Source organism: Paenibacillus ottowii (assembly GCF_050516475.1).
Taxonomy (GTDB): domain Bacteria; phylum Bacillota; class Bacilli; order Paenibacillales; family Paenibacillaceae; genus Paenibacillus; species Paenibacillus ottowii.
In genome coordinates, this window is the sequence record NZ_CP191577.1 from 3,748,006 (window position 1) to 3,770,816 (window position 22,811).

The following is a 22,811-nucleotide window of genomic DNA, read 5'->3' on the forward strand; positions in this document are numbered from 1 at the left end:
CGGACTGCCCTTTGCTCTTACTTTGTGTCCTCTGCTTGCATCACCCGTTCGGGCCGCTCAGGTACCGATTACGATTCCGCCAGCTTCAAACGGTTTAAAGCAACTGCCGCCGCTTGCTGCTCAGCTTCTTTTTTGGAGCGTCCTGTACCTGCCCCCAGCCGTTCGCTGTCCATGTATACCTCGGCTACAAACTCGCGCTCATGGGCAGGTCCGCGTTCCTCGACAATCTTGTATTCAAGCATCCCCATGTTATGATGCTGCGTCAGTTCCTGAAGCTCTGTTTTGAAATCACTCATCTGAAGCTTACCGTTTAATACAATTTGAGGAAAAATATAACGTTCCAGAAACGACCGGACGACTTCCAGACCCTGATCCAAATAAAGCGCGCCTACGAACGCCTCGAACACATCAGCCAACAGAGCCGGACGAGTACGTCCGCCTGTCAGCTCTTCACCTTTTCCAAGCAGTACATACTGCCCGAACTCAAGCCCGACAGCAAACTTCACCAAAGAAGGCTCACAGACAATAGCTGCACGCAGCTTGGTTAGTTCGCCTTCGGGCCGGTTAGGGTACTGATTGTACAATTGCTCAGACACCGTCAGTTCCAGAACAGCGTCACCCAAAAATTCCAAACGCTCATTATCTGCATGCTGACTGAACCGATGTTCGTTTACGTAGGAAGCGTGCGTAAAGGCCTGCTTCAGAAGCTGCCGATTGTTGAATTGAATATGAAGTTTCTGCTGTAATTGCTTCAAGTCTCCACTCAACGAACTGACCCCTTACGCTTCATATTTTTTTAAAATAACCGTAGCATTGTGACCGCCAAAACCAAAGGAATTGGACATTACCACATTCAGATCCGCTTTTCTTGGCTTATTAGGTACATAATCAAGATCGCAAGCCGGGTCTTGATTATCCAAATTAATCGTTGGCGGGATCGTCTGATGTTGAAGCGCAAGACCACAGATTACAGCTTCAACGCCACCCGCTGCACCTAGCAAATGTCCTGTCATCGACTTGGTTGAGCTAATCGCTACCTTATAGGCATGCTCTCCAAGCGTTTTCTTGACTGCTTCTGTTTCCGATTTGTCACCAACCGGTGTAGATGTACCGTGTGCATTGATATAATCGATATCTTCAGGATTCAATCCAGCATCACGGATCGCCATTCTAATGCAGCGTGCTGCTCCTTCTGGATCAGGCTCTGTCATATGATGGGCATCGCCAGAAAGGCCATAGCCAATTACTTCACCGTAAATATGTGCACCACGCTTCAAAGCATGATCCAACGATTCCAAAATCAGAACACCGGAGCCTTCACCCATAACAAATCCGTCTCGTTCAGTATCAAATGGACGACTAGCCTTTTCCGGCTCATCGTTACGCGTGGACATCGCTCGCATGGAGCAAAATCCAGCAATACCAATCGGTCGAATCGTTGCTTCGGCACCTCCGCAAATCATAGCGTCAGCGTCACCGCGCTGAATCATGCGGAAGGAGTCACCAATGGCATGACTGCCTGTGGCACAAGCCGTAACCGGCGATGTATTAGGACCCTTAGCACCGAGTGAAATCGAAACTTGGCCGGAACCCATATTAGCAATCATCATCGGGATAAAGAAAGGGCTTACGCGTTTAGGTCCCTTTTCGATCAATGCATTGTGTTGATCTTCCCAAGTACCCAATCCACCAATACCAGAACCAACAGATACACCCACGCGCTCGGCATCAACATTTTCTCCGATTACGAGTTTGCTATCCTCAAGCGCCATTTTACTAGCAGCAACCGCGAACTGCACAAAGCGGTCCATTTTACGCGCATCCTTGCGATCGATATAATCCTCTGGATTAAAATCTTTAATGGAAGCGGCTATTTTCGTAGTGTAATCACTTGTATCGAAAGCTTCGATTTTACTGATACCAGATTTTCCAGCCATCAGATTATCCCATAATGTACTCAAATCCTGTCCCAGCGAAGTGATTACACCCATTCCTGTTATGACAACTCGTTGTTTCAAAGATAATCACCTCTATGTCTACTGCAAATTGTATTTTTAGATCGCGCACGCTTGTGTACAAAAATAATATAGAATCAACTAAAGTTAGTAATGCCGCATTATACTCAGCCTTCGACAAAGTGAAGCTGAGCCAAACTCAAAAACATGCGGCAATTCCGTCTTTAGTTCAATCTGTATAATTAGGAGAAAGTCCCGCCTGTAACAGAACGGGACTTTTGATGACATGAATTAGGTATGAGATTGTATGTACTTTACAACTTCACCTACAGTTGTAATTTTCTCTGCATCTTCATCAGAGATTTCCATATCAAACTCATCTTCCAATTCCATAACCAATTCAACTACATCGAGAGAATCAGCGCCTAAATCATCTTTAAAAGATGCTTCAAGTGTAACTTCGGCTTCGTCGGCTCCCAAACGGTCAACGACAATGCGTTTTACGCGCTCCAATACATCGGACATCCGGCTCACCTCCTCCTTATGGTATTATACGAAAATTACAATTAAAATGCCATAGAAGAGAGTTTTCATCAACTACTCTCCATCGGGGCATGTGGATGGCAGCATGAACTACATATACATGCCGCCATCCACATGCAAGGTCTGGCCCGTCATATATGAGGAAGCATCCGAGGCCAAAAAGAGCACCACATCAGCAATTTCCTCAGGCCGTCCAAGACGGGCCAGCGGAATACCGCTAAGCATACTGTCACGCAAATCATCAGCCAGCACCTGCGTCATTTCAGTATCAATGAATCCAGGAGCTACACAGTTCACTGTAATCCCTCTTGAGGCAAGCTCTCTAGCGGAGGATTTGGTAAGCCCAATCACTCCCGCTTTAGCAGCAACATAGTTGGCTTGTCCTGCGTTGCCAAGTACACCGACAACGGAAGAGATATTGATGATTCGGCCGGAACGCTGCTTCATCATCGGGCGTGTGGCCGCCTTGAGACAATTAAACACACCCTTAAGATTTGTTTCGATCACCTGATCGAATTCCTCTTCTTTCATGCGCATGATTAAATTATCTCTTGTTATGCCAGCATTATTCACCAGGATGTCAATCTTGCCCCAAGCCTCAATCACATCCTTGATTAGCTGATCAGCTTCTTCAGCACGCCCGACATTAGCCTGGACTGTAATAGCTTCCACGCCTTTGGCACGAATCAATTCTGCTACCTCAGTCGCAGCCGCTTCGCTACCAGCATAGTTTACCGCAACATTAGCGCCTGCTTCAGCCAGCGCCAGTGCGATACTACGACCAATTCCACGCGATGCTCCCGTAACCAGCGCTGTTTTTCCACTTAATGGCTTAGACATCATAGTCCTCCCTTGCAAGTATTTAACCCGTAAAGGCAATCATTAATACTTTTAGCGGGCTTCCAAGGCTTCTGTTACAGAAGCGAACGACTCCAGGCTACTAATATTATACAGCTTTACCGTTTTGTCAATCTTTTTAACCAGTCCGGTCAAGACACTTCCTGGTCCAAACTCCACAAAGGTGTCCACACCTTGTTCCAGTAGCCATGCTACACTGTCTTCCCATTGCACCGGGGAATAGACCTGTTCCACCAATAGTTGGCGAATTTCACTTCCCTCACGTACAGGTTTTGCTGTTACATTGGTCACCACCGGAACCTGAGCTTCGGCAAATTTCACAGTCTCCAATTTAGTAGAGAGCTTGTCCGCTGCCTCCTTCATCAAGGAGGAGTGAAAAGGACCGCTAACCTCCAAGGTGATAGCACGCTTGCCGCCTGCTTCCTTCACACGCTCAGCGACGGCAGCTACGCCCGCCTTTGTACCCGATACAACAATTTGTCCGGGACAGTTGATGTTAGCCAGCTCAACCAGTTGACCAGATTCTGTGATATCACGGCACAATGCGGCCAATGCTTCACGATCAGCCCCCAGCACAGCAGCCATCCCACCTTGTCCATCAGGTATGGCCTGTTCCATAAACTGACCACGTGCACGAACAGTCTCAACCGCATCCTCGAATGTGAGGACACCAGAAGCCACTAGCGCGCTATACTCTCCTAGACTGTGCCCAGCCACATAATCAGGACGGATGCCCTTGTCCTTGAACGCTTCATACAACGCAATGCTCGCCGTTAACAGTGCAGGCTGCGTATTGGATGTTTGCTTCAAGGCTGTGTCCGGCCCTTCAAATATCAGTGTGCTTAGCGCGAAACCCAAACGTTCGTCTGCTTTACGAAATACTTCTGTTGCAGCTGGAACTGCTTCATAAGCATCTTTAGCCATACCTACAGCTTGTGAACCCTGACCAGGAAATATAAATGCCGTTTTGCCCATCGTGCATGCACCTCTCTGTTTCCCATACTTCTACTGTAAAACACCAGTCAAATTCAATATTATATCAAAAATTGCACTTAATTACCAGATAAGAACCGACGCACCCCAAGTCAAACCGCCGCCAAAGCCCACCATGAGTATACGGTCGCCTTCCTTCATGCGGCCTTCCTCAGCTGCTTCCACAAGAGCGAGAGGAATAGATGCTGCGGATGTATTTGCATATTTATTAACATTAATAACTACCTTTTCCTCAGGCAGATCCAGGCGTTGCATTGCTGATTGGATGATACGAATATTGGCTTGATGCGGGACAAACAGATCAATGTCGTCTTTGGACATCCCAGCTTTCTCCAACACATCCACCGTTGCAGTTCCCATAACGCGAACTGCGAACTTGAACACTTCGCGCCCGTTCATGTAAATATAGTGCTGTTTATTCTCCAGTGTGTCCGTACTCGCAGGCAAACGTGAGCCTCCAGCTTCCAACTTGAGCAAGGTGCCTCCAGCGCCTTCAGCTCCAAGATCAAAGGATTGGAATCCTCTACCTTCAGGTACTTCACCAATCACTACAGCTCCTGCTCCATCTCCGAAAAGAACACAGGTATTGCGGTCCGTATAATCTGTAATCCGGGAAAGGCAGTCTGCACCAATGATTAACGCATTATTATAAATTCCTGTCTTAATGAAGCTCGTTGCCGTAGCCAGCCCGTACACAAAACCTGAGCAGGCAGCTGACAAATCAAAGGCCGCTGCACCTTTGGCACCCAACTTATCTTGAAGAATACAAGCAGTTGACGGAAATGCCATATCCGGTGTAACCGTAGCTACAATAATCAGGTCCAAATCTTGTGCCGTCATACCCGCGGATTCCAATGCCTTAACTGCTGCTTCATATGCCAAATCAGATGTAGCCTGCTCTGGAGCAGCAATATGGCGCTCCTGAATCCCTGTACGGCTGACAATCCACTCATCACTTGTTTCAACGATTTCTTCCAGATCTTTATTGGTCAGAATTTTCTCAGGTACGTATTTCCCTGTTCCGATAACACCAACCGGCCGTAATTTATTCATATCGTCACTCACTTCCTGCTGATTTCCTTAGATATACTTTCCACCAACCGGTTTTGTAAGGCCGTGCGAGCCTGTCTAACCGCATTTTTGACGGCAATGCCATCAGACGAACCGTGACTTTTTAAGACGAGTCCGCTCAACCCCAACAAAGGGGCCCCGCCGTGCTCTTTATAATCCATTTTCCCTTTCAGACCTCGAAGTTCTGGCATAATCAAGGCTGCCGCAAGCTTGGTCTTTAAGGATTTGGTGAACTGCTCTTTAAGGAGAGAAAATATCGCTCCAGCTGTTCCCTCCAGCGATTTTAGCATAATATTTCCGGCAAATCCGTCGCACACCAGTACATCACAATTCCCTGTTAACACATCTCTGGATTCGACATTTCCCACAAAATTGACAGGTAGCTGCTCAATAAGAGGAAATGCCAACTTTGTCAGTTCATTGCCCTTTCCAGCTTCAGTTCCAACATTCAGCAGCCCTACCCTTGGAGAAGCCACACCGTGAACTTTCTGACGGTACAAGCTCCCCATCAGTGCATACTGAGCAAGATGCTCAGGCTTGGCATCCATATTGGCCCCCAAGTCCAGCGCCAAAATACCTTGATCGTCAATCGTCGGTATCATCGGCGCGAGAGCCGGACGCTCAATGCCCTCCATTCTACCAACCACCAGTAATCCTGTAGTCATTAGAGCGCCTGTATTACCTGCGGATATCATGGCATCCGCTTCGCCTTCCTTAACCATTCGACCAGCTACGACCATCGAGGCATCCTTTTTACGCCGCACGGCCTTTACAGGCTCGTCTTGCGCATCTATCGTTTCAGACGCATGGCGAATACTGAGATTCGTAGGCAGCGTCCTGCCGTTCAGAACCAATTCAATCCGTTCCTGGTCACCAACCAGCGTAATGTCTGTATCTTTCCATTCCGCTGCCGCAGATAACGCGCCCTCTACTGTCGCCTCAGGAGCATTATCTCCCCCCATGGCATCAATGGCGATCCGCATGCTGACTTCCTCCTTCGCTATACTCTTCCTCCGTGGAGCGATAAATAACAAAGTTACCTTGGAATACCATCTCTTCTCCTACGTAGGCAAACACTTCCACCTTGGCCTTCCCTTTTTGTTCTGGATTTGAACGCACATATGCCTTGGCAATGCATTTTTCACCCAAGTGAACTGGACGAACAAAGCGGATATCCGCTGAAGCGGTCAATGCTATCTCATCGTTAATTACGGCAACGGCCAATGAATTGGCCTGCGCAAACACATAATGTCCTCGCGCAATGCCTGTCCGTGAAAAGGTATGTTCCTCTTTGATCTCGAAAATCGAAATACCGCTTCGATCCAACTGGAGATCAACAATGTCCCCAATTACTTCATGTAAAGGCAAGGAACGAACCTGATCGTAGGAGCGCTCAGCCATCAACTTTAGCCGCTCCCGCAATTCCGGAATTCCCAGCTCCATTCGGTCCAGCCGAATAGTCTGAATGCTTACCTTCAATTGTCTTGTCAATTCCTGATCCGTCACGAACGGATTATCATCAATTAATTGAGTCAGCCGTTGCTGCCTCTGTCTCTTCGGCAAACGTTCGATATCAGTGACGCCTCCTTTCCCTACAGTAAACTGCCGTTCAGCCGACAGTTCAAGTTATTTTACATTCTAACGGCTAAGCTTCAAGCCAGTTTGTCTTCTTGTATGTATAAAGGAACCCCTTAGGCCCTTCTTTCTTAGAACCTGGTACTAAAACAGTATATAGCATGCTGACGCAAAAAGAAAGCATGCTGATAAAAAAAGTAGCGCCTCACGGAAGTGAAGCGCTACTTTCTCTGCGAATATTCCAAAGAATCCGCTTATCGGATATTATTGAGAGATGATCTCTCTAGCTTTGTACGTTCCGCAAACTTTGCACACATGGTGAGCAAGTTTCAATTCGCCGCATTCGGAGCATTTCACCATACCTGGTACTTCCAGTTTAAAGTGAGTACGACGTTTGTCGCGACGAGTTTTGGATGTTCTCCGTTGAGGTACTGCCATTATTCCCACCTCCTTAAACAGATCAACCCCGCATGACGGGTATGACTTCTTATCTCATTCAAGACTGAAAGAAAATGCCAAAAGACAATAATCTTACAGCCGGTGAATCAAGTCTGCAACATCCACGTATCGGTTCAATAACTTCCCGGCACAAGCGGATGATGATTTTTTTCAAAATTGAACTTAATTCTCATTTAAAAAAATCCTTAAGCCCTGCCAGACGCGGATCAATCTTTTCCGTATCACCGTTACTGTCGTCGGAGCCAATGCTCCAGTTTTGTCCGGCCGCTGGTGCGATCCCCTGACAATCCTCACTGCATATCGGCGCAAACGGCACATGCAATACAAACAGTTCTTCACAATACGGTGCAATGTCGAAGGAATCCTCCGTCACTGCGATAAAATCGCCATCTTCATCCTCTTCTTCAACACTTGAAGATGAGGTTTGCTTGAACCGTTCACGAAATTCAATCTTCAAATCCTCGTGCATTGGGCTCAAGCAGCGTGAGCAAAGCATGTCCAGACCTGCGGTCAACGTGCCTTCCACGCTCATCGAGCCTTGACCCAGACTAACAGCGACCAAGTCGGTCTCCAGCGGGGAAACGGCTGTAACATCAGCACGATCCGCTACCAATTCACTCACATTAAGAGATTCACGAATTGGAACGGGACCATCACTTGTTGCTACTTTGCGAAAAAATAGTTGCATCACTATCACTCCAAACAAACAAAAATTATTATACCGACTGATTGAGTCGTTTGTCAACACCTTTCACTTTACACCACTTGCAAATCCGTCAGTTTTCTAATGGTTCATTAAGATCTATGCAGAGTGAAAAAGTGTTGTGTTCATCATGTACCTATGAGTATTCGTACCCCCGCCACTCTTCGTGTACAATAATGCGAGTATAAAGCTTTTTGGCCTAGGTCTCAATGGTCTTGTTCATGTGCATGATGAAATATCAGATAGCTGACCCAAAAACATCATTTACTGATAGTAATAAGCTACCAAAAGAAAGGAGCCGACATACAGTTTTGAAAACACTCGGTATAATTGTAGAGTATAATCCCCTGCATAACGGACATGTTCATCACTGGAAGGAATCTCTCCGTATCACTGGTGCACAGCACACGGTGGCTGTGATGAGTGGTCCCTTCCTTCAGCGGGGCGAACCCGCGATTACAGACAAATGGTCACGCACCGAAATGGCACTCGCTATGGGCGTAGACCTGGTTTTGGAGCTGCCTGTGGCTTATGCTGTCCAGCCCGCAGAATGGTTTGCCCGCGGCGCGGTGACCCTGCTCTGCGCGACGGGCATCGTCGATGCGCTCTGCTTTGGCAGCGAGAGCGGGGATATCGCCCCACTGCACTCACTGGCCCGCGTGCTGGCGGCAGAGCCGGCTGAACTCAAAGCCGGCATCGCCCAGCGCCTGAGCAAGGGCGCGAGTTATCCCGCCGCCTACGCAGGAGCCGCAGCCGAGCTGGCGGCCGAAGGAGCGGATGGCGCTGCGCTCGCCGCTCTTATGCAGCAGCCCAACAATACGCTCGGGCTGCATTACTTGATTGCGCTGGAGCGGCTGGACAGCACAATCAAGCCCTTTACGGTAGCCCGTACGGGATCGGGCTACCACGAAGCCGCGGCGCCTGCGGACGGAGTCATCGCCAGCGCCACGGCCATCCGCCGGCTGCTGCTGGACGGCGGGCCGGAGGCCGCATCGCCGTACGTACCTGCGGCGACCCTGGAGATTTTGCAGCGCGAGTGGCAAGCCGGACGCGCACCGCTGCATTGGGAAGCGTTCTGCCAGCCGCTGCTGAACGCCCTGATCACGCGCAGCCCGCAGCAGCTGGCGGAGCTGCACGAGGTTACCGAAGGGCTGGAGCATCGTCTGCAGCAATCGCTGTACACGCTGCCCCAGCCCTCTGTGGAGGCCCTGTTTGCCGCTGTCAAAACAAAACGCTATACTCGTACGAAGCTTCAGCGAATGTGTACACATATTTTGCTGAATCATGCCAAAGTCGATATGACTCCCGCTGAGCTAGCGAAAGGTCCCGGCTATATCCGCGTGCTCGGCTTTAACAGAACTGGACGCGAGCTGCTGGCGCAAATGAAAGACACAGCCCTCCTGCCAGTATGGGTCAAGCCGTCTGCCGGATCACATTCACATCTGGACTGGGATACTGCCGCAGCGGCAATACATGCAGCCGGGATGCCGCGTCCTGCCATCCATGCCATGTATGCTGATTACTTGCGACCGCCCCTTATGGTTTAATAGGCAGCTTTTCCATATAATTCAGTGCATCGCCAAGCTTGCGAACCGGAACAAGCTTCATCTGGCTCCCGATTTGCTCTGCTTTGGCTTTTGCCTCTTTATAATTATCTGCCGGGACGAAAAACAATTCCGCGCCCTGACGGTCAGCAGCAACAATTTTATACTTGGCGCCACCAATTGCTCCAACCTGACCGTCTTTATCAATGGTACCCGTACCAGCTACACGATATCCCTTACTTAAATCACCTGGTGTCAACTGGTTGTAGATTTCCATAGTAAACATCAAACCCGCCGAAGGGCCTCCGACATCTGTGGATGTAAAATGAATTGTTTTACGTCCATCCTTCGGCTCCACTTTCTGTACTGTGGCGATACTGACACCAAACCCGGAACGTTGTTTTCCCGTCTCACTGTCCGTGATGGTCGTTAATGGAGCTTGCACAGCCAGCAACTTTCCATCCCGCTTTAGCTTCACTTTCACCGTCGTTCCCGGTTTCTCATTTCCCAAGGCATTTCGAATGGAGCGATTATCAGTTACCCTCGTACCGTTTAGCTCTAATATTTCATCTCCGGGCTCAAACACGCTGCTGGATCTCGGAACCTTAAATACATACACATAATCTGGCACAATACGATAAGGGACATGAGCACGTGTGTATGCAGCCTCCATCGCAGAAGATTGGGAATCCCCCATATACCATACCTGCTCTGCCGCATATTCATCTTCACTTCTGCCATGCAGACGATCTTCTTTGCGCTGAACCTCCGAGTTGCTGTCCAGCTTGGACAGCGCCAACATAATGAGATTGGCATAACGCGCCGATACCGTCGTCATCATAAAGCTCCCTCGTTCGCTGCTATCCCCTTCCTGTACTTTAACCATCGGTTTGATCTCGTTTGCCCCACCTGGTCCATAGATCAGATAAGGGGTTGGCATATAGACCAGCACATAGGCCATTACAGCCAGCATTAAAACATAACCGGTTGTAAAAAACGCTCTTTTCCGGTTTATTCGCTTCATTGCTTCTCCCCCTTGCAGCCTAACTTCTCCTATCTTACCCAAGTGCCTCTGCACCATCTGTTCTCAAGCCTTCGAAAAAAGCATACATTGTTTACGACAACGCGTACGAGCAACCTATACTAAGATAATGAACGTGAATAAACGCTGGAAACAGCACCGACTCTCCTTAGTATATTTATGAGAGGTGAACACTTTGATGCAAAAGGAAGCCCGCCCTGCTCCTTATTGGACAACCTTGCTGCTTGGCCTTGGAGCCATTTTGCTTGTAGCGGCTATCGTCGCCTCACCAGAAGAAGTATTTCAAGCCTCTACCCAGGGGCTTAAGTTATGGTGGAGCATTATTTTCCCGGCCATGCTGCCTTTTTTGATGCTGTCCGAAATGCTTATTGCCTTTGGTCTGGTACATGGTCTAGGTGTACTGCTGGAGCCGTTCATGCGATCCTGGTTCCGACTACCCGGACGAAGCGGCTGGGTGCTCGCCCTCGGCCTGACTGCAGGATTTCCGGCTGCTGCCGAAGCGGTACGCCAATGGGCACAGCAAGAAGACATGACCGCGCTTCAGCTTCGACGTCTGACTGCTATCGCTCATTTCTGCAATCCGATTACGATCCTGCTCGTCATTGGAACAGGACTGCTGCATAACGCTGCCGCAGGCGGGATGTTACTTGCCGTTCACTGGATTTCCGGGCTGCTAGCAGGCTGGATCACAGCTAGACTCCCTGAATCGTCCGGAAAATCAAAAAAACGGGAAACGCCAGCTGCCATTCGGCGCGCTACTGATTCCCGCACTACCACCTCCCTGATCCGATCTGCATGGGAAGCTACCCGCTCTGCCAGAGAACGGGATGGCCGCAGTTTTGGAAAACTGTTAGGCGAAACCGTATCCCATGCTGTACAGACGCTGATGGTGACAGGTGGATTCATTATTTTCTTTTCCGTCCTGATTCGGCTGCTAACCCTATACTCAGGCCAAGGGACTCTTTCACTGGTGTGGCCCGCCTGGATGGAAATCCATCTGGGTTCCCATGAAATCAGCCGGATGCCCAGCGATCTCCGTACACAAGCAGCATTGATCAGTGCTGTATTGGGCTGGGGGGGCCTGTGCGGCTGGCTTCAAATCACCGCCGTCACCAGACCTTCCGACAAGGGCATCACCTTTACCTTATCACGCGTGCTCCATGGGATCATTGCTTTTGGTCTTACCTTAGCGGCATGGACTCCGCTTACCCGCATTGTCAGTAATACAATCCCTGCTTACATCAGTCGCAGTTCTGTATCTTCTTTTGCGGAAAGTGTAGATGATTCCAACTCGCAATCTGTTATGGCTGGAGCTAGCAGTTTACTAACACAAATAGAAGGAACATCCATGTATCCCTGGCAACTAACCGTACTGTCCGTTGCACTCCTGAGCACAATTATACTTGCTCTGCTCGCCGTTTCCTTTATGACTTCATGGTGGAGCCACCGCGAATCGCGTTGACCTTGGCACGCAGTGCGTCTTCCACCTCTGGTGACACCAGATCTACGACCTTGCCATCAAAATGCGCAATTTCCTTCACCATACTGGAACTCAGGTATGAATAAGCTGGATTGGTCATCATAAAGATCGTTTCCGCATCGGGGTTCAGCTTATGATTGGTGGAGGCTAATTGCAGCTCATATTCAAAATCGGTCACTGACCGAATTCCTCTGACAATAACCTGAGCCCCTTTTTGGCGTACATAATTGGCTGTCAGATCACGGAAGCTGTCCACTTCCACGTTCGGAATATCGCGAGTTACCGTCCGCAGCAGCTCCATTCGCTCCTCAAGTGAAAACAGTGGATTTTTACTAATATTGTTAAGAACCGCGACAATCAGTAGATCAAACTGTCGAGCCGCTCTTTGAATAATATCCTGATGCCCCATCGTCACGGGATCAAAGGTTCCCGGATAAACGGCAATACGTGGTTTGTGCTCAATCATGATGGTCCTCCCCGTCTGATTCGGTGATACCGAATTTGACCTCTTCGGCTTCTGTATCTTCTTCGGCATCCGACAAAGCATCATTTGCAAAGTGATAAATGGATAACGCCGTTTCACCATAGACCGCTTTTCTAACCTGTTCAAACGGCCCGAAACTTACCGGATACTCATGTCCCGATTCATACTCCAGTACGATGATTGCACCTGAACGAAGCAAGTCCAACTCAGCCATGCGACTCATTAACTCATCTCCGTGCTTGAGACGATAAGGCGGGTCCAGAAAAACAGCATCAAAAAGAGCTCCACGTTTTGCCAGCGCCTTGAGCGCTCGTCCGGCATCATTGCGGAACACTTCTGCCTTTTCTTCCAATCCAGTTTTTCGCAAATTTTCTTTAATGACATCAATGCTTTTGGATTCCATATCAATAAAAACTGCCTTGTCCATTCCCCGACTAAGCGCCTCTATACCGAGGCCGCCACTGCCAGCAAACAAATCAAGCGCGACTCCTCCATCAAAATAAGGACCTATCATGCTAAATAGCGCTTCCTTGACCTTATCCGTGGTCGGTCGCGTCCCGGTGCCGGGAACTGCCTTTAACGGCCTTCCTTTGGCACTACCCGATACCACTCTCACGCTGAAACTCACCTATTTTCTATATGTGTTCATAACCATATAAAGATTATGACGTTATCGTACCACATGCATCGCCGTTTGAAAAACTTAGTGATAAAGCAGGTATAAAAAACCATCTCCTGGGCATCCTTAAGATATCGGCATTCAACCAATGTCGTAGACAACCGCGGAGAAGACTTACGTTTCCCCATAAGCTCTTCGTCCGGTTTCTCCTCTCCCATTCGGGCGCTCTTTCGTGGAGCGCCTGTTTTTTTGCATAAAAAGGAGCTGCTTTATAGCAATAGCAGCTCATATGTATTATTTTTTACTCTGCATTTTTCTTATTTCAGCAGTTCCTCGGGTGTATCCCCTTGATAAACATACACATAACTTGCCACTGATACAGCAAAGGTCGCAAACATAGACAACGATGTGGCTAACCCGTATACGATTTTTTTCATCATTCCATTCACCTCCTTCCTCGAATCAATGTTAGGCTTTGAACCAAGAAAGCAACAGCTACTACAGAAGAACCAATTACAAAATTAGTACATACAAGCAAGGAAGATAACAATCGCAAGAGGGGATAAAACCGGACTGGAATGCGCGACTGCTTTTCAATTCTGGAAGGGGCAAAGCACAAAACAAGAATGAGAGCGATTCCGGTAAACAGGTTTGTCCACCCATTATTTAAGGAAATGCAAGATATGTATGTAAAAGCTACAGAGGTGACCAGCACACATGCCATACCCGTTTTCAAGTGAATGCCACCAGAGACTTGGCGCAGTAAGGCAAAAGCAACGAGAATCGTTACAGCCTCTACCGTCCGCCCCGTGAAGAATGAAGCGAATAGTGTCAACACGATGATCATGGTCGCATTCAGGATGAGAGCAAGTGCATATTTAAGTACTGGGACGGAGGCCGGATGATCAGGCACAGTACGTTTAATCTGATTAGCAAGTTTCAAAGCCATCGTTTCAATCATCCCGGTATTCCTTTCCGACTGCATAGTAGATAAAAAAGCCCGATACCAGTGCAAAAAATATCATACTCAACCATATTTCATTATAGTAAAGCACAATAGATGTTGAAATGAGAGACAAAATGATCAGCGTGATGACAATGCCATATTCCTCTTTGAACTTGAGCTTTTTGAAATTTGGGGAAAAGCCGATCCCTTTTCGATACAATATAAATGAAATAAGTAGCCCTGTGGCTGCACTAACTACTTGTAACAGATACCCCTTCAAGGAACCGTCCTGCAGCTCAGATACTGGCAGGTTACCAAACATAGCTTTCAGAAGTACCGACTGAACAACAGCATAGGCAAAATAACCTGTAACCGTCATAATACCTGACCAAACAATCGGAATCTTCACCACCGTAGCAAGTAAAAAAATAAAAAACAGCATATTAATGACAGGTACCAAATAGGAGAGTGAAAATTCCTCTCGGAGCAAATAGCTTTGCATATTCATAATCAGGTTTACAAAAATAGCCTGCCATAGATAAGGAGTCATTCTAACTTTAAAAATACTTAAAATCAGCGCAAAAACAGCTACTCCTTCCAGTGTAGAGAAAAGTAAAAAGCCAAGCGGCTCCAAAAGCATACGTGCATCTCCTTTACAATTCCAACAAACCTCATCGGTGTATTCAAAAACTTGGATGTACATCGAATATAAAGGGCTGGGAGCTACTTTTCAAGAGGTCTTTTCAATAATTTCGTAGATTTATTCAAGCACTTCAATCAAATGTTATCTGATGCTGCTTCAAGTTGCAACTAGGCTACACTTTCTTTGACCGAATCTTCCTGCTCGCGTACTGATTTTATACGTGATATAAGCTTTTTGCCCCATCGGATGCCGGGCTGTTCAATCCATGTATAGGTTAACCAGGAAAGTCCCACGGTGCATAGCAGCGTTATAATGAACATAAGGGTGAGGCTGACTAGGGGAGCAAACGGTAATTTAATCTGTGCGATTAGCCATAGGACCAACATATGCGTCAAATACATGCTGTAGCTGAGGCGACCGATCCATGACCATACCTGATTAAGCAGCCACATTGGCTGCCAATGATACAAACCATACGCACCCAGCAGCAGCCCGACACCTATGAGATAATCCGTTATACCTTCAACAAATGCAAACAGCACAGCAACAAGCAACAAACCTCCACTGAGCGGGTCTACGCTTTTCCAATGACGCTCGTCTTTCCAAATGAAGAACAACAATATCCCTAGACCAAAAATAGGCAGCTGATTCGGAAACCATAAATATAAATAATGCCCCCATAAAGAGTGATCGCTAATCAATGAATATTGAGCAAACACTGTATTGAGCCCGAAGCTTGCCACAAGCATCATTACGATGAACCAAGTCGCATGGCGCACCGATCGAATCAGCTTAAATAAGAGGGGGATAAATAGATAAAACATACATTCCACCGCAATGGACCATTCCACACCGATAATGCTGTTGATCCAATACGGATTGAGACCATTCAAAAATAGAACATGAGCGGCAATATTAGTGGCAGTAACTCCCTCCTGATCTCCAAGCCAAAATCGCGGACCTGTCCCATTCACCATTAAATAGATTCCTAACATCACGTAATACACAGGTGCAATCCGGAAAAACCGACGCAACAGGTAGGCCGTCATTCCTTCTCCCTTGTCACTCGAACGCCTGCTCAGGGATAGAAACAGCGTAAAAGCGCTCGCCATATAAAATAAGGCGACTCCTTTAGCTCCCAGACCTAAGCCTTTTTGCAACCAACCGTTTAAACCGTCCACATGCTGGCTGACATGAACAAGCAATACTCCGAGAATCGCCAACGCCCTTAACGTATCTACAAATTGCAACTTGTCTTGTTCCCTATTCCCCTTGTCTTCAGGCATCGTATCCCTCCAAGATAATTCTCTATGATACATTTTGTATCTATAATACACAAAATGTATCACCCAAGTAAACTCTCCCTGATGCAAAAAAACACCCTCTGACCGCACAGAGATGCGATCGGAGAGTGTTGAATTTGTCATACTATCATTCAGCCTGTTCCTAATTCCCTTAATACAAAAACGAACTAGAGATGATGCCAGTAGTATGCATTTGACTTTATTTGTTTAAGTGAAAAGGCACAGTCGTTACGATGACGTCTTTGTAATTAATTAAATAAGCTCTCATCAGCAAACTAGTCTGATTATGCAATATATTTTCCCACCAGTGTTTAGTGATAAATTGTGGGATGAGAACTGTAATATGATCCTCATCTGCTTTTTTCCACTCTACTGTATCAATGAACTTGCGGAGCGGATTGATGATGCTGCGATAACGGGATCTCAGCACTACTAAACGTATACCCACATCCCACTCTTCCCACTTCTGCTCCATTTTTTGAATCGCTTCATCATCCACACCAACATATACGGCAACCACATTGTCCGACAGGGTTTTGGCATAACTGATGGTATTCATGACGACACGCGTAATGCCTGCCACCGGAATAATAATCGTGTTGCCTTTGACCATAGGTTTGTCCTTCGTGATATCAATGCGCAGTTGTTCAGCCGTATTTTTGTAATGCTTATTAATCTTCATAAAGAAATACAGTACCAAAGGCAGGAAGATAAAGACTACCCACACCTGGCTAAACTTAGTAAAGATAAAGATAAGCGTAATTGACAGTGTAGTGAGCATCCCAACCGTATTAATAGCCAATTTGACGACCCAGCCAGCAGGTTTGAGCCGAATCCATCGGATCATCATACCAAGCTGTGACAAGGTGAATGGGATAAATACCCCTACGGCATAAAGCGGGATCAAATTTTCTGTGTTGCCACCAAAAACGATGACCAGCAATGCTGAGAAGATACTCAGAAACAGGATGCCGTTAGAATAGCCAAGTCGATCTCCACGAACCATGAACATATGCGGCATGTATTTGTCTTTCGCGAGCATAAAAGCAAGCAACGGAAAGGCAGAATAAGCTGTGTTGGCCGCCAAGAACAAGATAAGCGCCGTCACACCTTGAATGATGTAATAGATCACACCGCGCCCAAAAGTGGCATTCGCAATTTGCGAAATTACGGTTTCTTGCGGATTAGGACGAACACCATACCAATAAGCCAGCAAACTAATTCCGATAAACATGCAGCCGAGAATCAAGCCCATCATCATCAATGTAGTTGCCGCATTTTTGGCAGCAGGCTTACGGAAGTTCGGGATGGCATTCGAAACAGCTTCTACACCGGTTAGCGCCGAACAGCCCGAGCTGAAAGCTTTAAGTAAAAGAAACAGACTAACATTGGATACCGTGGCTCCGAATTGCGGCGCTGCCGCATGGGCTCCTCCTGCCACGTAATGAATAATACCACTAATAATTAAAACAAAAATGGCAACAACAAATAAGTAGATCGGTATGGCCAACACCGAGGCAGATTCCGTTACCCCTCGTAAGTTCATAATAGTCAAAAAGATAATCATCACCAAAGCAATGGCGATCCGGTGATCATGTAACGATGGGAACGCCGATGTGATGGCATCTGTTCCTGCCGATGAGCTTACAGCTACCGTTAGAATATAATCGACCAGCAGAGAGCCGCCTGCAATCAGACTCGGGCTCTTACCTAAATTGTCCTGTGCGACAATATAAGCTCCCCCACCTCCAGGGTAGGAAAAAATGGTCTGTCTATACGACAGGATCAGAATGATCAGCAAACCCAATACCGCAATGGATATAGGGATCGAATACCATAAGGCAGCGAAGCCTGCTGTAATTAAAACCAGCAAAATTTGCTCCGTTCCGTAAGCTACAGAGGACAATGCATCTGAGGACAGAATGGCCAGTGCCTTTAGCTTATTCAGTTTCTCATCTTCAAGGGCCGTCGACTTTCGCGGACGACCGATTAATAACCTTTTGACTTTACTTAGCATTTCGTTGACTCCTTCTTTGGATGAGGGTTTTGCAAAAGAACTATAAATCGTATATTTATTATGTCACCTGCACATCAGATTGATGAAACAAATGAACTATTATTTTATACTCCCTCATCCAGAAAAAAACAATAAGGAATGCCCCCTAAAAAGAGAAATCTCGAGTAAGAAAGAGTATTTCGATAAAATACCCTTATGTATACAATATTTTGAACCTTTCTGGCGTAATTCCTTCCGCACGGCGGAAAGTTGCCACAAAATGACTGACATCTCGGAAGCCTACGCGCTCCGAAATCTCCTTCACTGTTAATTGCGGATACTCTGTCATCATTTCCTTTGCCTTCCGCAATCGAATTACAATCAGATAGGCATAGGAAGTCACACCGAACGCCTGCTTAAACAATGTGTTTAAATGACGAGCGCTGACATTCATCATAACGGCCATATCCCTTAAACCCACATCTGGGCTGGCATAATTTTGCTCCATAAAGGTCAGTACAGGGGTTAAACGTTCCACATTATGAGATAGGGAAGGCATCGAGCTATGTTGTCCATATTTACGCAGCAGAGTCAGAAAACGATACATATTGGCTGAGGCATCTAATCCGGACAAATCACGTTCACTAACCATGGAGTGCAGCATGTTTTCCCCAAAGCTGTGCAGATCGCTATCCGGGTCCCAATGATACCCTCGCGTATGCTTCAATCCGAGTGCAGCCAATACAGCAGCGGCGATGGGTCCGTCGAATGTGATGTATAAGGTTCGCCATACCTTGGTCGCCCGTCTATATGCATGGGCTTCACCCGGCAGCAGTAGCACCCCGGAATGCTCACCCAAACGAAAGGTTCCCCCTTTATATGTAAACATCCCTTCACCTGAGACCGTCTGAATCCAGTGAAAACACGGATATCCCTCTGGACGGGATACATCCTCTTGCCTGCTATTGAATCCGATGCTTTCAATAAAAAGGGGTAAAGAGTGCTCACGAGTAGTCAGGAAAAATCGCAAATGATGGGGAGTCAAAATCATAAAAAGCACCTCCGGCGTATGCGTTATTTATTTCTCATGTAGTTCCCTATTATTATATACATGTTCATTTTATTATATTTAAAAGCAGTTATTTGTATTATAAGATAGGATTATTCTTATATACAGAGGTGATTAGCGTGATAAGCAGCAAACTTCCTAAAGTATTTTATGGTGGGGATTATAATCCTGAGCAATGGGATGAGGCCACGCATCAGGAGGATTTACGGATGTTCAGGCAGGCAGGGATTGATATCGCCACGGTCAACGTGTTCTCATGGGCTAAAAATCAGCCTGACGAAATCACATATCGTTTTGAGTGGCTGGATCAGTTGATTGATAACCTTTATGAAAGCGATATCTTTGTTTGTCTAGCAACTAGTACGGCGGCGCATCCGGCTTGGATGGCTACCCGTTATCCCGACATTCTTCGGGTCGATGCTGATGGACGCAAGCGAAAATTCGGTGGACGCCATAACTCTTGTCCGAACAGTCCAACCTATCGAAAATACGCGGAGCAGATAGCTGACCGACTTGCAGAGCGCTACAAAGATCATCCCGCGATCCTCGTGTGGCACGTGTCCAACGAATATGGCGGGGACTGCTATTGTGACAACTGTGCCGGAGCGTTCCGGGTGTGGCTCAAACAAAAATACGGATCACTGGAAGAGCTAAACCGAGTTTGGAATACGTCCTTCTGGGGTCACACCTTCTATGATTGGGATGAAATTGTACCTCCAAATAATCTGAGCGAACATTGGGGAGAGAATCACTCCACATTCCAGGGCATATCCCTCGACTATGCACGCTTTAATTCAGACAGTATGCTGGATTGCTACCTGCTGGAATATAATGCGATTAAAAGGCATATACCCGATGCTGTGATAACAACCAATCTGATGGGCTTTTTTAAACAGCTGGATTATTTTAAATGGGCTAAGCACATGGATATTGTATCCTGGGACAGCTATCCCGGAGCTAATACCCCGATCAGCTATACGGCGATGGCGCACGATCTGATGCGCGGCTTGAAGGATGGGCAGCCCTTTATGCTGATGGAGCAAACACCGAGCCAGCAGAACTGGCAGCCCTATAATTCGCTTAAACGGCCCGGGGTTATGCGGTTATGGAGTTATCAGGCCGTAGCGCATGGCGCGGACACAGTCATGTTTTTCCAGCTTCGCCGCTCGATCGGTGCGTGTGAGAAATTCCACGGGGCCGTAATTGAACATGCGGGGCATGAGAACACACGCGTATTTCGCGAGGTGGCGCAGCTTGGCAATGAGCTTGGCGCTTTAGGCAACACACTGCTTGATGCCACTGTTAATGCCAAAGTAGCTATTTTATTCGATTGGGATAATTGGTGGGCTTTGGAAAAATCAAGTGGCCCTTCCGTCGCCTTGAATTACCTAGATCAGGTGCATAAATATTATGCCACCCTCTTCCGGCGTAACGTACAGGTAGATCTGATTTCAGTGGACACAGATTTCCAAAAATATGATCTCATTATCGCGCCTGTTCTTTACATGGTCAAGCCGGGGACTGCAGAGAAGCTGGAACAATTCACAGAGCGCGGCGGCACCTTCCTAACGACCTTTTTCAGCGGCATTGTAAATGAAAACGATCTGGTCACAACCGGAGGATATCCTGGTAAGCTGCGTAATCTGCTCGGAATCTGGGTAGAAGAAATTGATGCACTTCTGCCGGATTCAATCAATCGTATTCTATTGAAAGAACAAGTGGGCGTATTACAAGGTGAATATAAATGTGGGTTGCTCTGCGACTTGCTGCATAGTGAGGGAGCTGAGGTGCTGGCAGAATACGGCGATGATTTCTATCAGGGCATGCCAGCGCTGACACGCAATCGTTTTGGCCAAGGTGAAGCGTGGTACGTTGCTTCTGACCCGGAGGAATCTTTCCTCGATGGTCTGCTGGCCTACATTTGTGAGCAAAAAGGGATTTCATCCCTGTTGCGGGCACCTGCGGGCATAGAAGCCACTGTACGGTCCAAAGATGGAAAGTCATATCTATTCGTTCTGAATCATAATGCCCAGACGCAGCAATATCATCTGGATGACCAAAAAGGAAAAGAGCTGATCACTGGCAAGTTCCTGGAAGGAGATATTTCTATCGAAGGTTATGGCTTCCAGGTGCTGGAGCTTGCATAATTCATCAAATCTAACTTATATCATTTACTTTACTGCATAAAGGTAATTTGGTACCAAAGGAGTTAATCATGAAACGACTGCTATGGATCGGCAGCTTGTCTTATTTTTTAATTGGTCTGGCACATGTGGTTGTAGGATCTCTACTGCCCGTGTTGCTAGAGCATTATGGTAGAAGCTATACAGATGGCGGAAGCCTGATTTTCGCTCAATTTTCCGGTTTTCTGGCTGGAGTCCTACTGTCACCGTGGCTTGCCCGGACTTTCGGCAAACGCCGAAGTCTGGTATTTGCCCTGCTCCTGCTGTGTGCGGCTGAAGTGCTGTATTCCATACTTCCGCCTTGGGGTTGGCTATATGCCGTCGGGGCAGCAGCCGGATTTGGCTTCGGCATGGTTGAAGCAGACATAGGTACTATTGTGATTGGGGGTATTACCCAAGGAACGGGCGCAGCCATGAGCCGTCTGGAAGTTTTTTTCGGAATCGGCGCCTTGGCTATGCCGGCTATCGCCAGCCAGTTTATTGCGCTCGGTTGGTGGCGGCTGGCATTTCCCATCATCTCCTTGTTTGCAGCCATAGCCACTATTGCCTGGCTGCGCGGGTCCTTCGGCACACTAAACGTTCTCTTGGACGAACAAGAACACCGTGGTGACAACCATAAGCGTTCCACTAATACACTGAATTCTCCTACAGTAAAGGCTTCTAAAAGCAGTCCTGTAGGCAATTGGAAGCTTCTTATACTATTTATTGTTTTTTTCTTTATCTACGTAGGAACAGAGATGAGCCTGGCCAACTTCCTGCCCTCCATGTTCATCGAGCGACTCGGTCTCACGCAAGCCGAAGCAGCACTCAGTGTTACCTGCTTTTGGTTGGCAATGGCCTTCGGGCGGTTATTTACAGGCTACATTGCCGATCGATACGGCTACGGTATCTTTGTCGCTCTGAGCTCACTGGCAGCCACTCTGCTACTGTGCGTGTTCCCGCTGATCCAAGGCACTGCTGGCGCCTTTGTCCTTATAGCACTGCTGGGACTCGGCATGTCCGGCATCTTTTCTATCGCGCTCGTTTTTGCCAGTAAAATGATGCCAGGTACAGAAGAATCGACCACCAGCTTGCTTATCGGTGCAGGCGGAGTCGGAGGAGCTCTGCTTCCCTTATGGCTTGGAAACAGTATGGATCGTGGAGGAGCTGTCGCTTCAGCATGGTTACTGGCGGGCTTCGCTTGTATCCTGTGCCTGCTTGGCGGCATTCTATACGCCCTATATGTGCGCAAAAAGCGGCTTCAAACCATTTCATCATGATATAAGCCCACTATTGGCATCCCAAATGTATCCTTAGATGACAACCAAGGATACATTTGAAGGTGCTTTTTTACATACTAGACGA

23 protein-coding genes are annotated in these 22,811 nt (G+C 47.4%); 4 read left to right on the top strand and 19 right to left on the bottom strand.

All coding sequences use genetic code 11. The annotated features are described in order from the left end of the window. Nucleotides 1-68: 68 nt before the first annotated feature. From rnc to ACQQ6X_RS17440, 10 genes are all read right to left on the bottom strand, one after another. Nucleotides 69-767: a ribonuclease III gene (rnc, locus tag ACQQ6X_RS17395; protein WP_305166341.1), complete on the bottom strand. Its 699-nt coding sequence runs from the start codon at nucleotides 765-767 to the stop codon at nucleotides 69-71. A gap of 12 nt (nucleotides 768-779) precedes the next feature. After that, the gene (gene fabF, locus ACQQ6X_RS17400) at nucleotides 780-2,018 is read right to left on the bottom strand and encodes a beta-ketoacyl-ACP synthase II (protein WP_149032742.1); all 1,239 of its coding nucleotides are present in this window, start codon (nucleotides 2,016-2,018) and stop codon (nucleotides 780-782) included. Between the two features lie 228 nt (nucleotides 2,019-2,246). Beyond that, entirely contained in the window at nucleotides 2,247-2,480 is a 234-nt protein-coding gene (locus ACQQ6X_RS17405; protein ID WP_007429985.1) for an acyl carrier protein, read from the bottom strand. Between the two features lie 108 nt (nucleotides 2,481-2,588). Beyond that, entirely contained in the window at nucleotides 2,589-3,338 is a 750-nt protein-coding gene (fabG, locus tag ACQQ6X_RS17410; RefSeq protein ID WP_305166342.1) for a 3-oxoacyl-[acyl-carrier-protein] reductase, read from the bottom strand. A gap of 51 nt (nucleotides 3,339-3,389) precedes the next feature. Then, a complete protein-coding gene (gene fabD, locus ACQQ6X_RS17415; protein ID WP_305166343.1) occupies nucleotides 3,390-4,331 on the bottom strand; it encodes an ACP S-malonyltransferase in 942 nt (313 codons plus the stop codon). A gap of 81 nt (nucleotides 4,332-4,412) precedes the next feature. Then, on the bottom strand, nucleotides 4,413-5,402 hold the full coding sequence (locus ACQQ6X_RS17420; protein ID WP_149032740.1) for a beta-ketoacyl-ACP synthase III: 990 nt from the start codon (nucleotides 5,400-5,402) through the stop codon (nucleotides 4,413-4,415). Between the two features lie 8 nt (nucleotides 5,403-5,410). After that, nucleotides 5,411-6,403 (bottom strand): phosphate acyltransferase PlsX, encoded by a 993-nt coding sequence (gene plsX / locus ACQQ6X_RS17425; protein WP_305166344.1) that lies wholly within the window; start codon nucleotides 6,401-6,403, stop codon nucleotides 5,411-5,413. After that, the gene (gene fapR, locus ACQQ6X_RS17430) at nucleotides 6,387-6,983 is read right to left on the bottom strand and encodes a transcription factor FapR (RefSeq protein WP_014599659.1); all 597 of its coding nucleotides are present in this window, start codon (nucleotides 6,981-6,983) and stop codon (nucleotides 6,387-6,389) included. Before fapR ends, plsX begins: the two co-directional genes overlap by 17 nt. Before the next feature lie 276 nt (nucleotides 6,984-7,259). Continuing rightward, on the bottom strand, nucleotides 7,260-7,433 hold the full coding sequence (gene rpmF / locus ACQQ6X_RS17435) for a 50S ribosomal protein L32 (protein WP_013370634.1): 174 nt from the start codon (nucleotides 7,431-7,433) through the stop codon (nucleotides 7,260-7,262). Between the two features lie 190 nt (nucleotides 7,434-7,623). Then, complete coding sequence (locus ACQQ6X_RS17440) at nucleotides 7,624-8,142, bottom strand: YceD family protein (RefSeq protein WP_064798124.1); 519 nt, start codon at nucleotides 8,140-8,142, stop codon at nucleotides 7,624-7,626. A gap of 326 nt (nucleotides 8,143-8,468) precedes the next feature. On the opposite strand from ACQQ6X_RS17440, the gene ACQQ6X_RS17445 reads away from it, so the two are divergent. Beyond that, nucleotides 8,469-9,704, top strand: a complete 1,236-nt coding sequence (locus ACQQ6X_RS17445; RefSeq protein ID WP_305166345.1) for a nucleotidyltransferase — start codon at nucleotides 8,469-8,471, stop codon at nucleotides 9,702-9,704. Here the strand turns inward: ACQQ6X_RS17445 and ACQQ6X_RS17450 are convergent. Continuing rightward, entirely contained in the window at nucleotides 9,694-10,725 is a 1,032-nt protein-coding gene (locus ACQQ6X_RS17450) for a SepM family pheromone-processing serine protease (RefSeq protein ID WP_305166346.1), read from the bottom strand. The two genes, ACQQ6X_RS17445 and ACQQ6X_RS17450, sit on opposite strands and share 11 nt — an antisense overlap. A 196-nt stretch (nucleotides 10,726-10,921) precedes the next feature. On the opposite strand from ACQQ6X_RS17450, the gene ACQQ6X_RS17455 reads away from it, so the two are divergent. After that, a complete protein-coding gene (locus tag ACQQ6X_RS17455; protein WP_305166347.1) occupies nucleotides 10,922-12,205 on the top strand; it encodes a nucleoside recognition domain-containing protein in 1,284 nt (427 codons plus the stop codon). On the opposite strand, the gene coaD is transcribed toward ACQQ6X_RS17455, so the two are convergent. The 8 genes from coaD to ACQQ6X_RS17495 all read right to left on the bottom strand — a co-directional run bounded on the left by coaD (nucleotide 12,168) and on the right by ACQQ6X_RS17495 (nucleotide 19,266). Beyond that, nucleotides 12,168-12,689, bottom strand: coding sequence for a pantetheine-phosphate adenylyltransferase (gene coaD / locus ACQQ6X_RS17460; protein WP_064798126.1), 522 nt, complete (start codon nucleotides 12,687-12,689; stop codon nucleotides 12,168-12,170). The genes ACQQ6X_RS17455 and coaD overlap by 38 nt on opposite strands. Continuing rightward, nucleotides 12,682-13,323, bottom strand: coding sequence for a 16S rRNA (guanine(966)-N(2))-methyltransferase RsmD (gene rsmD / locus ACQQ6X_RS17465; protein ID WP_149032734.1), 642 nt, complete (start codon nucleotides 13,321-13,323; stop codon nucleotides 12,682-12,684). The genes coaD and rsmD overlap by 8 nt, the downstream gene beginning before the upstream one ends. Nucleotides 13,324-13,643: 320 nt before the next feature. Beyond that, nucleotides 13,644-13,766, bottom strand: coding sequence for a cyclic lactone autoinducer peptide (locus ACQQ6X_RS17470; protein WP_081276882.1), 123 nt, complete (start codon nucleotides 13,764-13,766; stop codon nucleotides 13,644-13,646). 5 nt (nucleotides 13,767-13,771) lie between these two features. Further along, complete coding sequence (locus tag ACQQ6X_RS17475; RefSeq protein ID WP_326401633.1) at nucleotides 13,772-14,287, bottom strand: accessory gene regulator ArgB-like protein; 516 nt, start codon at nucleotides 14,285-14,287, stop codon at nucleotides 13,772-13,774. After that, nucleotides 14,280-14,912 (bottom strand): hypothetical protein, encoded by a 633-nt coding sequence (locus ACQQ6X_RS17480; protein WP_305166349.1) that lies wholly within the window; start codon nucleotides 14,910-14,912, stop codon nucleotides 14,280-14,282. The genes ACQQ6X_RS17475 and ACQQ6X_RS17480 overlap by 8 nt, the downstream gene beginning before the upstream one ends. Before the next feature lie 170 nt (nucleotides 14,913-15,082). Then, a complete protein-coding gene (locus tag ACQQ6X_RS17485; RefSeq protein ID WP_305166350.1) occupies nucleotides 15,083-16,201 on the bottom strand; it encodes an acyltransferase family protein in 1,119 nt (372 codons plus the stop codon). A 217-nt stretch (nucleotides 16,202-16,418) separates the two neighbouring features. Beyond that, nucleotides 16,419-18,236: an APC family permease gene (locus ACQQ6X_RS17490; protein WP_142612936.1), complete on the bottom strand. Its 1,818-nt coding sequence runs from the start codon at nucleotides 18,234-18,236 to the stop codon at nucleotides 16,419-16,421. A gap of 193 nt (nucleotides 18,237-18,429) precedes the next feature. Continuing rightward, the gene (locus tag ACQQ6X_RS17495; RefSeq protein ID WP_305166351.1) at nucleotides 18,430-19,266 is read right to left on the bottom strand and encodes a helix-turn-helix transcriptional regulator; all 837 of its coding nucleotides are present in this window, start codon (nucleotides 19,264-19,266) and stop codon (nucleotides 18,430-18,432) included. Nucleotides 19,267-19,403: 137 nt separating this feature from the next. On the opposite strand from ACQQ6X_RS17495, the gene ACQQ6X_RS17500 reads away from it, so the two are divergent. Both ACQQ6X_RS17500 and ACQQ6X_RS17505 read left to right on the top strand, forming a co-directional pair. Beyond that, nucleotides 19,404-21,431: a beta-galactosidase gene (locus tag ACQQ6X_RS17500; RefSeq protein WP_305166352.1), complete on the top strand. Its 2,028-nt coding sequence runs from the start codon at nucleotides 19,404-19,406 to the stop codon at nucleotides 21,429-21,431. 68 nt (nucleotides 21,432-21,499) lie between these two features. Then, nucleotides 21,500-22,726: an MFS transporter gene (locus ACQQ6X_RS17505; protein ID WP_305166353.1), complete on the top strand. Its 1,227-nt coding sequence runs from the start codon at nucleotides 21,500-21,502 to the stop codon at nucleotides 22,724-22,726. Nucleotides 22,727-22,811 lie beyond the last annotated feature (85 nt).